The 15,024-nt window shown below is 71.6% G+C and carries 14 protein-coding genes; 6 read left to right on the top strand and 8 right to left on the bottom strand.

Annotated elements, in window-relative coordinates; translation table 11 throughout:
• Positions 1 to 93: 93 nt before the first annotated feature.
• The 3 genes from ACZ4Z5_RS25000 to ACZ4Z5_RS24990 are packed head-to-tail and all read left to right on the top strand — an operon-like array spanning position 94 to position 3,676.
• Positions 94 to 2,439 (top strand): FtsX-like permease family protein, encoded by a 2,346-nt coding sequence (locus tag ACZ4Z5_RS25000; protein WP_468266385.1) that lies wholly within the window; start codon positions 94 to 96, stop codon positions 2,437 to 2,439.
• Between the two features lie 29 nt (positions 2,440 to 2,468).
• Positions 2,469 to 2,993, top strand: a complete 525-nt coding sequence (locus tag ACZ4Z5_RS24995; protein ID WP_468266383.1) for a PadR family transcriptional regulator — start codon at positions 2,469 to 2,471, stop codon at positions 2,991 to 2,993.
• Entirely contained in the window at positions 2,990 to 3,676 is a 687-nt protein-coding gene (locus tag ACZ4Z5_RS24990) for an ABC transporter ATP-binding protein (RefSeq protein WP_468266381.1), read from the top strand. The genes ACZ4Z5_RS24995 and ACZ4Z5_RS24990 overlap by 4 nt, the downstream gene beginning before the upstream one ends.
• A gap of 135 nt (positions 3,677 to 3,811) precedes the next feature.
• Here the strand turns inward: ACZ4Z5_RS24990 and ACZ4Z5_RS24985 are convergent, their stop codons facing one another.
• A complete protein-coding gene (locus ACZ4Z5_RS24985; protein WP_468266379.1) occupies positions 3,812 to 4,765 on the bottom strand; it encodes a LysR substrate-binding domain-containing protein in 954 nt (317 codons plus the stop codon).
• A 132-nt stretch (positions 4,766 to 4,897) separates the two neighbouring features.
• Here ACZ4Z5_RS24985 and ACZ4Z5_RS24980 point away from each other — a divergent pair, with 132 nt between their 5' ends.
• A complete protein-coding gene (locus ACZ4Z5_RS24980; RefSeq protein WP_468266377.1) occupies positions 4,898 to 5,452 on the top strand; it encodes a peroxiredoxin in 555 nt (184 codons plus the stop codon).
• A gap of 2 nt (positions 5,453 to 5,454) precedes the next feature.
• Positions 5,455 to 5,988: an alkyl hydroperoxide reductase gene (locus ACZ4Z5_RS24975; protein WP_468266375.1), complete on the top strand. Its 534-nt coding sequence runs from the start codon at positions 5,455 to 5,457 to the stop codon at positions 5,986 to 5,988.
• 89 nt (positions 5,989 to 6,077) lie between these two features.
• Here ACZ4Z5_RS24975 and ACZ4Z5_RS24970 read toward each other — a convergent pair whose 3' ends face one another.
• The 5 genes from ACZ4Z5_RS24970 to ACZ4Z5_RS24950 all read right to left on the bottom strand — a co-directional run bounded on the left by ACZ4Z5_RS24970 (position 6,078) and on the right by ACZ4Z5_RS24950 (position 11,949).
• Positions 6,078 to 6,866, bottom strand: a complete 789-nt coding sequence (locus ACZ4Z5_RS24970) for a hypothetical protein (protein ID WP_468266373.1) — start codon at positions 6,864 to 6,866, stop codon at positions 6,078 to 6,080.
• Entirely contained in the window at positions 6,863 to 8,212 is a 1,350-nt protein-coding gene (locus ACZ4Z5_RS24965) for an AI-2E family transporter (RefSeq protein ID WP_468266371.1), read from the bottom strand. The genes ACZ4Z5_RS24970 and ACZ4Z5_RS24965 overlap by 4 nt, the downstream gene beginning before the upstream one ends.
• 92 nt (positions 8,213 to 8,304) lie before the next feature.
• Positions 8,305 to 9,024, bottom strand: coding sequence for an aggregation-promoting factor C-terminal-like domain-containing protein (locus tag ACZ4Z5_RS24960; protein ID WP_468266369.1), 720 nt, complete (start codon positions 9,022 to 9,024; stop codon positions 8,305 to 8,307).
• Between the two features lie 368 nt (positions 9,025 to 9,392).
• Positions 9,393 to 10,715 carry a PhoH family protein gene (locus tag ACZ4Z5_RS24955; protein WP_468266367.1) on the bottom strand — a complete coding sequence of 441 codons (1,323 nt, stop codon included), beginning with the start codon at positions 10,713 to 10,715 and terminating at the stop codon, positions 9,393 to 9,395.
• Between the two features lie 472 nt (positions 10,716 to 11,187).
• Positions 11,188 to 11,949, bottom strand: coding sequence for an isoprenyl transferase (locus ACZ4Z5_RS24950; RefSeq protein ID WP_468266365.1), 762 nt, complete (start codon positions 11,947 to 11,949; stop codon positions 11,188 to 11,190).
• Positions 11,950 to 12,139: 190 nt separating this feature from the next.
• Between ACZ4Z5_RS24950 and mgrA the strand changes: the two genes are divergently transcribed.
• On the top strand, positions 12,140 to 13,183 hold the full coding sequence (gene mgrA / locus ACZ4Z5_RS24945; RefSeq protein WP_468266363.1) for an L-glyceraldehyde 3-phosphate reductase: 1,044 nt from the start codon (positions 12,140 to 12,142) through the stop codon (positions 13,181 to 13,183).
• Between the two features lie 257 nt (positions 13,184 to 13,440).
• Here the strand turns inward: mgrA and ACZ4Z5_RS24940 are convergent, their stop codons facing one another.
• Complete coding sequence (locus ACZ4Z5_RS24940) at positions 13,441 to 14,184, bottom strand: prepilin peptidase (RefSeq protein ID WP_468266361.1); 744 nt, start codon at positions 14,182 to 14,184, stop codon at positions 13,441 to 13,443.
• Positions 14,185 to 14,253: 69 nt separating this feature from the next.
• Complete coding sequence (locus tag ACZ4Z5_RS24935) at positions 14,254 to 14,967, bottom strand: hypothetical protein (RefSeq protein WP_468266359.1); 714 nt, start codon at positions 14,965 to 14,967, stop codon at positions 14,254 to 14,256.
• Positions 14,968 to 15,024: the final 57 nt, after the last annotated feature.

Genomic DNA, 15,024 nt, shown 5'->3' with positions numbered 1-15,024 from the left:
GTTCTGCCCCGAAATCTCCCTCCGCGACACAGCGGGCTTTGTCCGCGGGTCGGTATACACATCGCGTATACATGGCATGTATAGTCGCCGCTCATGAAAGGCATCCGAGAGTTCCTGCTCGGCGCCCGGTTCGCCGTCACGGGCGGCAGGGAGAGCTGGATACGCACGCTCCTGACCGCCGTAGGCGTCGGCCTGGGCGTCACCCTGCTGTTGGGCGCGGCATCCGTGCCCCACCTCATCGACAGCCGCGCGGACCGCGGTTCCGCCCGGACGGCCTCCGAGCAGTTCACGGGGGGCGACCGGATACGGGCCGGCGACCGCACCTTCCTCCACGCCGACGCGTCCACCGAGTACCGCGACGAGAGCATCGGCGGCTCACTGCTGCGCCCCGACGGCGCGCGTCCGGCGACCCCGCCCGGAGTGGCCGCGGTCCCCGGCCCCGGCGACATGGTGGTCTCCCCCGCCCTGCGCGATCTGCTCGCCGCGCCCGAGGGTGCACTGCTCAAGGAGCGGCTCCCGTACCGGATCACCGGAACCATCGGTGACGCCGGACTGCTCGACCCAGGCGAACTGCTCTACTACGCGGGCAGCGGCACGCTCACCACCGACAACGGCGGTACGCGCGCGGCAGGTTACGGCGGAACGGCCGACACCGAACCCCTCGATCCGCGGCTCGTCGTACTGGTCGTCGTCATCTGCGTCGTGCTGCTCGCCCCGGTCGTCGTCTTCATGACCACCGCCGTACGGTTCGGCGGCGAACGGCGCGACCGGAGACTCGCAGCGCTGCGACTCGTCGGCGCGGACAACGCCATGACCCGCCGGATCGCGGCCGGCGAGGCCCTCACGGGCTCCCTGCTCGGCCTGGGGCTCGGCTGGCTGTTCTTCCTCGTCGGCCGCGAGTTCACCGGCGGCGTCCGCATCTGGGACCTGGCGGCGTTCCCCGGGGACCTGACACCGCAGCCCGCCCTCGCCCTGCTGATCATGGCGGCCGTCCCGGCCCTGGCCGTGGCCGTCACCCTCCTCGCGCTCCGCTCCGTCGCGATCGAGCCGCTGGGTGTCGTACGCCGCGCCCGTCCCCGGTCCCGACGGCTGTGGTGGCGGCTGCTCGCCCCCGCCGCCGGACTCGTCCTGATCGCCTGGCAGCGGCCCGCCGAAGACGGGGGCAGCGTCAAGGCATTCCCGATCGCCGCCGGTGCGGTCCTCGTCCTCGTCGGCCTCACCGCCCTGCTGCCGTGGGCGGTCGAAGCGGTCGTGGCCCGGCTGCGCGGCGGGCCGCCGTCCTGGCAGATGGCCGTGCGCCGGCTCCAGCTCGGCAGCGGGGCGGCGTCCCGCGCGGTCGGCGGGATCACCGTCGCCGTGGCCGGCGCGGTGGCGCTGCAGATGTACTCCGCCTCGTTGCACGCGGACTTCGAACGGGTCACCGGCCAGCACCCGGAACGCGCCCAGGCGCGCGTCAGCGCCTCCTTCGCCAGCGGGGAGCGGGCCCGGCGCATGATCGACGAGTTCCGTACGACCGAGGGCGTCCAGGCGGTCGTCGGCACCGTCGAGACGTACGTCAGCCGGCCCGCGCACCTCAGGGCCGATCACAACGACCGGTCGGTCACCACCCTCACGGTCGGGGACTGCCCGACACTGCGGGAACTGGCCCGTCTTCCGTCCTGCACCGACGGCGACGCGTTCGTCGTCCACATCAAGGGGCAGGACGACGCCAACGACTGGGTGGACCGCACGGCCCGGCCGGGAGAGCCGGTCGACATCGGCAGCCCGGCGTCCGAGCGGAGCGGCCCCGTCGAAGGGGCGCTGTGGACCCTCCCCGAGTCGGCACGGACCGTCCACGCCCAGCGCGACCCCATGGGCCGACTGCGCGACGGCATCTTCGCGACGCCCGGCGCGATCGACCCGTCCCGGCTGCCCGAGGCCCAGACGGTCGCGCTGGTCAAGGTCGACCAAGCCCTGCCGGACGCCGCGGAGTTCGTGCGCAACACCGCCGCCCGGATCGACCCGGCCATGGACGTCACCACCCTGACGAGGGTCGAACGGGACAGGCAGTACGCCAGTGTTCAGACCGGGCTGCGGGCCGCCGCCACGGCCACCCTCTGGCTCATCGCCCTGAGCATCCTCGTGTCGCAGCTGGAACAGCTGCGGGAACGCCGCCGGGCGCTGGCCGTGCTCGTCGCCTTCGGCGCCCGGCGGGCCACGCTCGGCTGGTCGGTGCTGTGGCAGACGGCCGTACCCGTCGCGCTCGGCCTGGCGCTCGCCGTCGCCGGCGGCATCGGACTCGGTACGGCCCTGATCGCGATGGTCCGCAAGACGGTGGACGACTGGTGGGTGTTCGTCCCGCTCGTCGGCACCGGCGGGGCCGTGGTCCTCGCCGTCACCCTGCTCAGCCTGCCGGCCCTGTGGCGGATGATGCGCCCGGACGGCCTGCGCACCGAATAGACGTAGAGAACACCAGGAGGAGAGCTCCCATGTCCATCGGCCATACCCTGCTGGGTCTGCTGGAGTCCGGACCCCGGCACGGCTACGACCTCAAGCGGGCCTTCGACGAGAAGTTCGGCCACGACAAGCCGCTGCACTACGGACAGGTCTACTCGACCATGTCCCGGCTGCTGAAGAACGGCCTGGTCGAGGTCGAGGGCATCGAGGCGGGTGAAGGTCCGGACCGCAAGCGGTACGCCATCACCGACGCCGGTGTCACCGATGTGTCGGCCTGGCTCGCCGCACCGGAGAAGCCCGAGCCGTACCTCCAGTCCACCCTCTACACCAAGGTCGTCCTCGCCCTGATGACCGGGCGCGGCGCCGCCGAGCTGCTGGACACCCAGCGGTCCGAGCACCTGCGGCTGATGCGGGAGCTCACCCGTCGCAAGGCCTCCGGTGATCTCGCCGACCAACTGGTGTGCGACCACGCGCTGTTCCACCTGGAGGCCGACCTGCGGTGGCTGGAACTGACCGCGGCCCGGCTCGACGAGCTGGCGCAGGTGGTGTCCCGGTGACGGGCACCCTGCTGAGTGCCGACGGCCTGTGCAAGGCCTACGGGCCCACGACCGCCCTCGACGGCGCGGGCTTCGCCATCCGCGCGGGCGAGGTCGTGGCCGTGATGGGGCCCTCCGGGTCCGGCAAGTCCACCCTGTTGCACTGCCTGGCCGGCATCGTCCGCCCCGACAGCGGCACGGTCCACTACGACGGCCGTGAGCTGACGGCCATGTCGGACGCCGAACGCAGTGCGCTGCGCCGCGGCGACTTCGGTTTCGTCTTCCAGTTCGGGCAGCTCGTGCCGGAGCTGACGTGCGTGGAGAACGTGGCGCTGCCGCTGCGGCTGAACGGCACCCGCCGCAAGGAGGCGGAGCGTGTCGCGCTGGAGTGGATGGAACGGCTCGAAGTGGCGGACGTGCGCGCCAAGCGGCCCGGCGAGGTGTCGGGCGGCCAGGGGCAGCGGGTCGCGGTCGCGCGGTCGCTGGTCACGTCGCCGCGGGTGGTCTTCGCGGACGAGCCCACGGGGGCACTGGACTCCCTGAACGGTGAGCGGGTGATGCAGTTGCTCACGACGGCCGCGCGGGACACCCGGGCGGCGGTGGTGCTGGTCACGCACGAGGCGCGGGTCGCCGCGTACTCGGACCGGGAGATCGTGGTCCGGGACGGGAGGTCCCGGACACCCGTCGTCCCGTCGGGCATCTGAACGTCTTGGGTGTGCGGACGTCTCGGGCGTCCGGACCCCTCGGGCGTCCGGACCTCCCGGGCGCCCGAGCGAACGAATCGGGCGTCCGAACATCCGCCCGCCGCTGTGTCCGAACGTCCGCCCGCCCGCGCGGGCTCAGGCGTCGGCGGGCAGCACCCGCACCGGCAGTGACTCCATCGCACCGCGCAGGGCCTGCGCGAACTCCTCGAACTCGCCCTGCCGGGCGGCTCCCGACCGCATCGCGAGAGCGATACGGCGCGACGGCGCGGGCTCCGCGAACCAGCCGGTGACCAGCTGGTCGTTGCGGCCCGTCTCGATCTGCACGGCGGTGCGCGGCAGCAGCGTCACACCGAGTCCGCCCGCCACCAGCTGGACGAGGGTGGACAGGCCCGCCGCCGTGGTGGTGACGGGCGCGCCCTCCGTGCGGCCGGCCTCCCGGCAGATGTCGAGCGCCTGGTCGCGCAGGCAGTGGCCCTCGTCCAGGAGCAGCAGGTGCAGTTCCTTCAACGCCTCGCGGGGGACGTCGACGCGCCCGCCGAGCCAGTGGTCATCGGGCATGACGAGCACGAAGTCCTCGTCGAAGAGGGGGAGTTCGGTGACGCCCGGCACTCCGAGGGGTACGGCCAGCAGCAGGACGTCGAGCCGGCCGGCGGCGAGGCCGTCGAGGAGCGAGGAGGTCTGCTCCTCGTGCACCTGGAGGTCGAGCTCGGGGTAGCGGTCGTGGACCAGGCGGAGGACGGCCGGCAGCAGGTAGGGCGCGACGGTCGGGATCACGCCGAGCCTGAGCACACCGGTGAAGGGTGCCCGGGCCGCCTCGGCCTCCTCCATCAGCTCGCCAACGGCGTCCAGGACGGCCTTGGCGCGGACGGCGAGCCGCTCCCCGGCGGGCGACAGCAGCACCTTGCGGGTGGTGCGTTCCAGCAGCTGCACCCCGAGGGACTCCTCCAGTGCCGAGACCGCTCCGGAGAGAGCGGGCTGACTCATGCCGATGGCCGCGGCCGCGTCCCTGAAGTGCAGGTGCTCGGCCACGGCGGCGAATGCTCGCAGCTGTGCGAGGCTCGGCTGCTTCGCCCTATTACTCACGGCCACTGATAGGCACCTCCGATCACCATGACCGAGTCTAGCTATTTCACTGATCAATGGGAGCCGTGTCAGGATCGGTCACCGTCCAACCCCACAGGAAGCCCCCACAAGGGGCGACCCCCCATACAAGGAGAGCGCGTGCTCACTGTCGGTGACAAGTTCCCCGCTTACGACCTGACCGCCTGCGTGTCGCTGGAGGCAGGCAAGGAGTTCGCGCAGATCGACCACAAGTCCTACGAGGGCAAGTGGCGCGTGGTGTTCTTCTGGCCCAAGGACTTCACCTTCGTCTGCCCGACCGAGATCGCCGCGTTCGGCAAGCTGAACGACGAGTTCGCCGACCGTGACGCGCAGATCCTCGGTGTCTCCGGCGACTCCGAGTTCGTCCACCACGCCTGGCGCAAGGACCACGCCGACCTGCGTGACCTGCCCTTCCCGATGCTGGCGGACTCCAAGCACGAGCTGATGACCGAGTGCGGCGTCCGGGGCGAGGACGGCTTCGCCCAGCGCGCCGTCTTCATCGTGGACCCGAACAACGAGATCCAGTTCGTCATGGTGACCGCCGGTTCCGTGGGTCGTAACCCCAAGGAGGTCCTGCGGGTCCTCGACGCCCTGCAGACCGACGAGCTGTGCCCCTGCAACTGGAGCAAGGGCGAGGACACCCTCGACGCCGCCAAGCTCCTGGCCGGTGAGTGACCGTGGCTCTCGATGAGCTGAAGGCCGCGCTGCCGGACTACGCCAAGGACCTGAAGCTGAACCTCGGCTCGGTGATCGGCAACAGCGACCTGCCGCAGCAGCAGCTGTGGGGCACCGTCCTGGCCTGCGCGATCGCGTCCCGCTCGCCGAAGGTGCTGCGCGAGCTGGAGCCCGAGGCCAAGGCCAACCTGTCCGCCGAGGCGTACACGGCCGCCAGGTCCGCGGCCGCGATCATGGCGATGAACAACGTCTTCTACCGGACCCGGCACCTGCTGTCGGACCCGGAGTACGGGACGCTGCGCGCCGGTCTGCGGATGAACGTCATCGGCAACCCGGGCGTGGAGAAGACCGACTTCGAACTGTGGTCGCTCGCGGTCTCCGCCATCAACGGCTGCGGCCAGTGCCTGGACTCCCACGAGCAGGTGCTGCGCAAGGCTGGCGTCGAGCGCGACGTGGTCCAGGAGGCCTTCAAGATCGCTGCGGTGATCCAGGCCGTGGGCACCACGCTGGACGCCGAGGCGGTCCTCGCCGAGTAGGGCGCCGGGCACGGAATCACCGAGGGCCCCGCGGACATCACGTCCGCGGGGCTCTTCGCGTCACGGCCGGCCACCGACCCTCCTCGGACTCAGGACGGTGTGGGGCCGGGCTGCTGCTTCTTGAGGGTGCTCATCAGATCGCGCACGTCCTCGATCATGGAGGCTTCCAGAGGGGTCAGGTCGACGGACTCCGGGACGTCCTCCTCCGCGTCGTCCGGAACCGCGGGCGAGGCCGTCAGTTTCAGGACGAACACCGCTCCCCCGTGACGGACCTTCAGCTCCCGCTCGTCGGTGCCGGCGGGGGCCAGCATGTACGCGCGGTCGCCGAGCTCCGGCACCTCCTGCGGTGTCACATCGACCTCGGTGGCCTCGGAGCGGCCCTTCTGGGCCTCGAACTCCGCGGCCGGGTCGGTCGCCTTGTGCAGCCGGACGGACGCCGAGACGAAGTAGTGGACCGCGCGGTCCTTTCTCCCGCTCTCCTCGTCCCCCGGTGTGGCGACGTCGCACCGTGCCTCGTCCAGCGCCTCGTGCCGGCGCTCGGAGCGGCTCTGGACCTCCATCTCGCCCACCGCGCCCGTCAGTGCCCGCAGGTCCACCGCATCGCAGAGGCTGCCGGGCACCGCATAGCCGTGGATGTCCGGCCTGCCGTCGGGTACGAGGTAGTGCAGTCCGCCCGCCCACAGCGCGGACGCGGCCACGGCGCCGCCGAACGCCCAGGCCCAGGGACGCAGCCGGGCGGCCACGGGCCCGGGGGCGCCGCCGCCGGCGAGGGTGTCGTCGTCGGCCAGGGTGCCGTCGCCGTCGGCGACCACCGGGCCGACGCTGCCGTAGGCGCCGGGCGGCCCGTGGTCACCGTCCAGTTCCGGTTCGGAGATCACTCCCGGCCCTCCGGCCGGTCCTCACCTTCCGCGCGGTCCGCCGCGTGGCCCGTGACCGGGGGCGGGGTCGGGGCCGCGGCCAGCACGGTCGCTCCGTGCGGGGCGGGCGACATCCGCAGGCCCGGGTCCACGCTGAACGCCCGCAGATAGCCGACCACGGTGTTGGTGACGGCGACGAGCGGCACCGCCACGACCGCGCCGCCGATCCCGGCGACCAGACCGCCCGCCGCGACGGACAGCACGACCGCCAGCGGATGCACCCGCACCGCACGGCCGAGGATGAACGGCTGGAGCACATGGCCCTCGATCTGCTGCACGGCCAGCACCACCGCGAGCACCATCAGCGCGGTGAACACGCCCTGGGTGACGAGGCCGACGACGACCGCGAGAGCACCGGAGACGACCGCGCCGACGAGGGGGATGAACGAGAAGAGGAAGATGAACACGGCCAGCGGCACGGCGAGCGGCACGTCCAGGAAGTACAGACCGAGGCCGATGAAGATCGCGTCGATGAGCGCCACGACGACCGTCCCCCGCACGTACGCGGTGAGGGTGGCCCACGCCCGCGGCCCGGCGCCGGCGATGCCCGGCCGTGCCTGGGCGGGCATCAGCTTGAGCACCCACTGCCAGATCCGCTTGCCGTCGTAGAGGAGGAAGAGCGTCGAGAACATCGCGAGCAGGAGACCGGTGAGGATCTCCACCATCACCGTGACGCCCTGCAGGCCCGCCGAGGTGATCTCCTGGGTGTTGGTGCCGATGGTGTCGCTGAGGTTGTTCGCGATGTCGTTGATCTGCTTCTCGGTGACGTGGAACGGACTGTCCAGGAGCCAGCGCTTGAGCTCCTCGATACCGTCCCGCACCCGGTCCGACAGGGTGTCGAGGTTCTCCAGGACCTGCCACACCACGAACCAGCCCACCAGGCCGAGCACCACGAACCCGAAGATCCCGGTGATGGCGGTGGCGAGCCCGCGGGGCAGGCCGAATCCCCGCAGTCTGGCCACGGTCGGCTGGAGCAGCGCGGTGATCAGCAGTGCGGCGACGAACGCCAGTACCACGAGCTGAACGGCGCTGATGATGCGCATCAGCACCCAGACCGTTCCGGCCAGGACGAGCAGCCGCCAGCCGGCCTCGGCGGCGACGCGGACACCCCACGGCACGGCCGCGGCCGGATCGGGCCGGGCCGGGACGGCCGGGGCGTACCCGGGCGGAGGCGGCACGCGCGGGGGGGCCTGGGGGCCGGGGGACGCGTCGTCGGCTTCCTCCCGGGCGCGGCGCTCGTCCAAGCGCTCTCCCATCTCGGTCAGCCGGCCGCCGAGCCGGCCGAGCCATGCTGGCAGTCTGGACATGTCGGTTCCTCCCCCGTGCCGTCGGACCGACCGTACACGTGCGCAGCCCCTCGCCGTAGCACGGCGAGGGGCTGCGGAAGCGTGGAGTCGGCTCAGTACCAGTGGTTGGCCTGCCAGAACGACCAGGCGCCGCAGGGGCTGCCGTAGCGCTCGTTCATGTAGTTGAGGCCCCACTTGATCTGGGTGGCCGGGTTGGTGCGCCAGTCGGCTCCGGCGGAGGACATCTTGGAACCGGGCAGCGCCTGGACCAGGCCGTACGCCCCGGAGGACGGGTTGGTGGCGCGGTAGTTCCAGGTGGACTCGTGGTCCACGATGTTGCTGAAGCACTGGAACTGGCCGCTCGGGACCATCTGCTGGGCCATGGCCTTGACCTCGGCGACGGTGTACGAGGCCTTGGCGGGGAAGGCGGAGGCGTCGGCGGCCGCGGTGGTGGCGGCGTCGCGGGTCGCGGAACGGCTGGCGGCGAGCGCTTCCTTCTTCTCGCGCTCCTCGCGGATCTTCTCCTCGGCCGCGTCCTTCTTCGCCTGGGCTTCCTTGGCCGCCTCGAGGCGTGCCGTCTCCTGGGCGGACTGCTTCGCCGCTGCGTCGGCGGCGGCGGCCTGCGCGTCGGCCTGCTGCGTCAGGGATGCGGTCTGGACGAGCGCCTGCTCGCCGGCGGGTATGTCCGCGAGGAGGGTCGCGTCGGCTGCGGTCGCCTCGAAGCTGTCGTTCGAGGGCTGGGTGTTGCCCGAGGCAACGCCCACGACGGCGCCGACAGTGGTGACCGCCGTGGCCGAGGCCACTGCGAATCCCCGGACCGAGATCCGGCTCACACGGTTTCCTTCCAGCAGCACCCGCACAGGTGACCCTCGCGGACGCGATCGTGCCCCTGGCGCTCGCCTCCCAACTACGGGGTCACGGGAAGCACTGACCCGGTGGGCAACTCCCTTGCGGAAGTGCCGTCTGGTGCTCGGGCGGCATACGGCGGCTCTATGCAGTTGAGAGATACAGCTGTGCCGTATGCGGGGCCTGACGAGATCCAGACTCTGCCGGAAGCCGACACCGCAAGGCAATTCTGTGCCGCGTGGGAAAGCTCACACCTCCTGCGTCCCAGGAGTTTTGCAGAAACCGGCGCGCACAGCAGCGCCGCCCGGCTATGCTCTTGCGCTTCGCCGGGCGGCGCCAACTGCTTCTTATCCGCTTATAGGTGGCCGTCTTCGAGCATTTCGGTCACCAGCGCGGCGATCTGCGAACGCTCGGAACGGGCGAGCGTCACATGGGCGAAGAGCGGGTGCCCCTTCAGTTTCTCGACCACGGCGACCACCCCGTCGTACCGACCGACGCGCAGATTGTCCCGTTGTGCCACGTCATGCGTCAGGACGACCCGGGAATTCGCCCCCACTCGGGACAGAACGGTCAGCAGGACGTTCCGTTCCAGCGACTGGGCCTCGTCGACGATGACGAACGCGTCGTGCAGGGAACGCCCGCGGATGTGCGTGAGCGGCAGCACCTCCAGCATGCCGCGCGCCGTGACCTCCTCGATCACCTCACGGCTCGTCACCGCGGAGAGGGTGTCGAAGACCGCCTGCGCCCAGGGGCTCATCTTCTCGGCCTCGGTGCCCGGCAGATAGCCCAGGTCCTGCCCGCCCACCGCGTACAGCGGCCGGAAGACCATCACCTTCTGGTGCTGCCGGCGTTCCAGCACCGCCTCCAGGCCCGCGCAGAGTGCGAGCGCGGACTTGCCGGTGCCGGCCCGGCCGCCCATCGACACGATCCCGACGTCCGGGTCGAGCAGCAGGTCGAGGGCGACGCGCTGCTCCGCGCTGCGGCCCCTGATCCCGAACGCCTCCCGGTCCCCCCTGACGAGCCTGACCTGCCCGTCCGCGGTCACCCTTCCGAGCGCCTTGCCCCGCTCCGACTGGAGCACCAGCCCCGTGTGCACCGGCAGCTCGGCCGCCTCCGGCACGTGCAGGGCCTCCTGCTCGTACAGCAGGTCCACCTGCTCGGCGGTGAGTGCCAGCTCAGCCATCCCGGTCCAGCCGGAGTCGGTGATGGCCAGCTCCGCGCGGTACTCCTCCGCGAGCAGCCCCACCGACGAGGCCTTGATCCGCAGCGGCAGGTCCTTCGAGACGACGGTGACGTCGTACCCCTCGGCCTGCAGGTTGCGGGCGACCGCCAGGATCCGCGAGTCGTTGTCCCCCATCCGGTATCCCGCGGGGAGCACGCCCGGATCGGAGTGGTTCAGCTCGACCCGGAGCGTGCCGCCGAGCTCCCCCATCGGGATCGGGGCGTCGAGGCGTCCGAACCGCACCCGGTAGTCGTCCAGCAGGCGCAGCGCCTGGCGGGCGAAGTAGCCGAGCTCCGGATGGTGCCTCTTGGCCTCCAGCTCCGTGACCACGACGATCGGGAGCACCACTTCGTGCTCGTCGAAGCGTGACAGGGCCTTCGGGTCGGCCAGCAGGACACTGGTGTCGAGGACATAGGTGCGCCGGTCGGAAAGGCGGCGCTTGGAACTGGTCACCACGGATTGACCTACCCCCTCGGATGAGGTCGGGGTGCGACTGCGTCGCGGGGGAGTGAGCCGGGCCGGACCCGGTGCGCGGGCCGGTCGCCGGCCCTCCGCTCCGTCCGCGCACGCCCTGCCGGTGCGAGCCGGCTGCCGGGCCATGCGGTCGTCCTGGTTGCAAAGGGCCTCCCGGGCGAGCGACACGGAGCCGCCCACTGAGATACGACGTCCGCGAACCGGACGCCGACCTGGTTGGCTTATTCCCTCGAACATGCAGCCCCATGCCATCGGAACGGCATATGACGGGGCGTGACCTCGCACGACGCGTGGCGTGAGCGTCACGAGCCCGCGCAGGGCGCTCCGTTCGGGGCGCGGGGCGGGACAGGCCGAGGCCGTCGGGGCGGGACACGCCCGGGCCGTCGGGCGTGAAGAGGGCCGAGGCCGTCGGGGCGGACAGGCCAGACCGTGGGACGTGAAGGAGGCCGGGGACTCAGGTGCCGTAACGGCGGTGGCGGGCCGCGTAGTCGCGCAGCGCGCGGAGGAAGTCGACCTTGCGGAAGGCCGGCCAGAAGACCTCGCAGAAGTAGTACTCGGAATGGGCCGACTGCCACAGCATGAATCCGGACAGCCGCTGCTCGCCGCTGGTCCGGATCACCAGGTCCGGGTCGGGCTGGCCGCGGGTGTAGAGGTGTTCCGCAATGAGGTCGATGTCGACGATGTCCGCGAGTTCCTCGAATGTCGTACCCCTGCGGGCGTGGTCGAGGAGCAGCGAGCGGACCGCGTCCGCGATCTCCTGCCGCCCGCCGTACCCGACGGCGACGTTGACGAGTATTCCGGGCCGGTCGACGGTGGCCTGCTGGGCTTCCTTCAGCACCCGCTGGGTGCCGGCGGGCAGCAGGTCGAGCGTGCCGACATGGTGGACCCGGTAGCGGCCGTCCGCCGCGAGACCGCGCACCACGCCCTCGATGATGCCGAGGAGCGGGACCAGCTCCTCCTCCGGCCTGTCCAGATTGTCCGTCGACAGCATCCACAGGGTGACGACCTCGACGTCCGTCTCGGAGCACCAGCCGAGGAACTCCGCGATCTTGTCGGCCCCGGCACGGTGGCCCTGCGCCGGGCTCCCGCCGGACGCCTTCGCCCAACGACGGTTGCCGTCCAGGATGACGCCGATGTGGCGGGGCACCTGGGCGAGGTCGAGGCGGCCTTCCACCCGGCGCGCATACAGCCTGTAGACCAGGTCGCGCAGGTTCACAGAGTTCCACCCTCTCGATGCTGTTCCGGGAGACATGGGACACATCCCGGCATACCGGGGACGCGGCACGATGTTCCGGCCCCTGCCCGCCATGGCGGTCCCCGAGTGCCGCCACACTACTGCGCGCCGGTGGCGGCGGCCCAACCCGGTGTGTCACAAGTCATCGATAGGACCGTGATAGGGAGGAAGCGTGACTGAAACCGCATCCCCCTACTATCGCGCGGCCGACAACCGCTACGACTCCATGGAGTACCGCCGCAGCGGCCACAGCGGTCTGAAGCTGCCCGCGGTCTCGCTCGGCCTGTGGCACAACTTCGGCGACGACCGGACCCTCGAATCGCAGCGCGCCATCCTGCGGCGCGCCTTCGACCTCGGTGTCACCCACTTCGACCTGGCCAACAACTACGGACCGCCGCCCGGTTCGGCCGAGGTCAACTTCGGCAGGATCTTCGCGCAGGACTTCGCGCCGTACCGCGACGAAATGATCGTCTCGACCAAGGCCGGGTACGAGATGCACCCCGGGCCGTACGGCGAGTGGGGCTCCCGCAAGTACCTGCTGTCGTCGCTCGACGCCTCGCTCAAGCGGATGGGCCTCGACTACGTCGACATCTTCTACTCGCACCGCTTCGACCCGGAGACCCCGCTCGAGGAGACCATGGGCGCACTCGCGTCCGCCGTGCAGCAGGGCAAGGCCCTCTACGCCGGCATCTCCTCCTACAACTCCGAGCAGACGGCGGAGGCGGCCCGGCTGCTGCGGGAGATGGGCGTCCCGGCCCTCATCAACCAGCCCTCCTACTCCATGATCAACCGCTGGACGGAGGACGACGGCCTGCTCGACACCCTGGAGGAGGCGGGCATGGGCTGCATCGCCTTCGTGCCGCTCGCCCAGGGGCTGCTCACCGGTAAGTACCTGGAGGGCGTCCCGTCCGGCTCGCGCGCCGCCCAGGGCAAGTCCCTCGACCCGGGCCTGCTGTCCGACGAGGTGCGGCGCCGGCTCGTCGGGCTCAACGACATCGCGGCGCGCCGCGGCCAGTCGCTGGCACAGCTGGCGCTCAGCTGGGTGCTGCGCGACCCGCGCATGACGTCCGCGCTGATCGGTGCGTCGAGCGTGGCCCAGCTGGAGGAGAACGTCGCGGCCCTGCACGCGGCACCGCTCGGCAAGGAAGAGCTGACGGAGATCGACCACTTCGCGGTCGACACCGAGGGCACGAACATCTGGGCCCGGCGGGGCTGAACGCCCGGGGCCGAGTGCCCGGGAGCCGAGTCGCCCAAGGGCCCAGTGCCCGAATGCCCGGCGGCCGAGCTACCCGAATGCCCGGGGGCTGCGCGCCGGAAGGCCGGGCTCCTGGCGAGGCCGAAGCGGTGGTGGACCGCGGAACTGGTGCCCGTACGAGAAACGGGCCGGTCCGTGGGGGGGATACGGACCGGCCCGAGGGGGGGTTTCCACCATAACCCTTCGTAAGTGCTCTTGGCTGCCACGCCGTGCCGTGGTCACGCTCCGAAACCACCCAGGAGCAGTCCCGTGAACGCCCCGGCGATCATGAACGGCCCGAACGGCATCGCGGTACGACGTCCAGCACGGCGCAGCAGCACAAGGGTGAGGCCGTACAGCGCCCCGTAGAGGAAGCCCGCGAAGGCCCCGAGCAGCAATACCCCCCAGCCGTACCACCCAAGAGCGACACCGAGGGCGAGCGCCAGTTTGACGTCACCGAAGCCCATGCCGCTCGGGTTGACGACGAAGAGGACGAGGTAGGCCCCGGCGAGGGCGAGGCCGCCGAGGAGCGCGCCCGTCCAGGAGCCGCGGGCCCCGGGGAGAAGGGCCGCCACGCCCAGGAGCAGGGCCGTACCGGCGGCGAGCGGCAGGGTGAGGACGTCGGGGAGACGGTGCACCGCCCGGTCGACGAGGGCGAGCGTGATGTGGAACGGGGCGATCAGGATCCACACCGCGAGCTCGGGCGCGGGCCCGGTGGCCGCCGCGAGCACCGCACAGGCGACGGCGGCGAGGGTCGCCGTGAGCGGAGCCCCGGCGGTTCCGAGGACGTCGCCGCCCGGTCGGCAGCGGCTGGTGCCGAGCCACGCCCCGGCCGGTCCGGTGAGTCTGTGGCCTTCAGGGCAGTGGGCCCGCCACGCCGCCTCCGGCTCGACCGCCAGCCGGTACGCGGGCCGCGGCACGAGCGCCCCGGCGAGACCGCCGGCGCAGGCGGCGAGCGCGACGAGTGCGAGGAGTACGGCCACGCGGGTGAGCGTAGGCGAGCGCGGCGCGGGCCGTACGGGGAACGAGCCCCTCCGGTGGGCGGCAGCGACTCAGTGGTAGTGGCCCCGGCGGCCCGCCGCGAGGTGGGTGCGGAGGTCGGCGAGGTGCTCGGTGTCCGGCGGGAGGCCGAGCCGGCCCAGGAGGTCGAGCGCGGGCCCCGGTTCCAGGTCCCCGTAGACGTCGAAGTAGCTCCCGAGGAGCCCTCGGTACACGGCGTCGTGGAGCTCGGGGACGCCCAGCGCGGCCTCGTACGCGGGGTACTTGACCGGCCACGGGACCGGGCCGGAGACCTCCAGGACGCGGCGGGCGCGCCGCAGGAGGGATGCGGACCCGGGTGCGTGCAGCGCGGCGAGGTCGTTCCCGAGCACTTCCGCGAACGCGGTGCCGACGGTCGTACGGTCCTCGAACCAGTCGACCCACAGGGAGTAGACGACCGGTTCGCGATGCTCCGGGGTCTCCAGCCGCCGCCGGTATCCGTCCCAGAACACCTCGGCCGGCAGCGGCCACCGCTCGTCGTCGAGGGCCATGCGCATCTCGCAGGTCACCCAGTAGTCGTCGAGCAGATCGAGCAGCCCGAACGCGAGCCGCAGCCGGTCCGCCGGATCGAGGTCGGTGTCCGCGAGGGCCGCGGCGGCCCAGCGGTGCGCGATCTCGTTGGAAGTGAGCAGCGTGTACGGCGTGTCGTGCTCGGTCCACATGCCGCCCTCGGCCGGCGTCACCCCCTCCTGCGCCAGCCAGTCGCGTGCGAATTCGCTGTCTTCCACCTGTCCAGCATGGCGGACGGCACCGGTCGGAGCCGTCCGGAGACCCCCGGCGGATCG

This window comes from Streptomyces sp. NPDC030222 (assembly GCF_055573115.1).
Note: the sequence above shows the minus strand (reverse complement) of the source record. Positions and strands in the feature narration are given on the sequence as shown.

Excerpts from the sequence above, each read along its gene's own strand:
- ACZ4Z5_RS25000 (WP_468266385.1), top strand. The coding sequence starts at position 94 with ATGAAAGGCATCCGAGAGTTCCTGCTCGGCGCCCGGTTCGCCGTCACG.
- ACZ4Z5_RS24995 (WP_468266383.1), top strand. The coding sequence starts at position 2,469 with ATGTCCATCGGCCATACCCTGCTGGGTCTGCTGGAGTCCGGACCCCGG.
- ACZ4Z5_RS24965 (WP_468266371.1), bottom strand. The coding sequence starts at position 8,212 with ATGTCCAGACTGCCAGCATGGCTCGGCCGGCTCGGCGGCCGGCTGACC.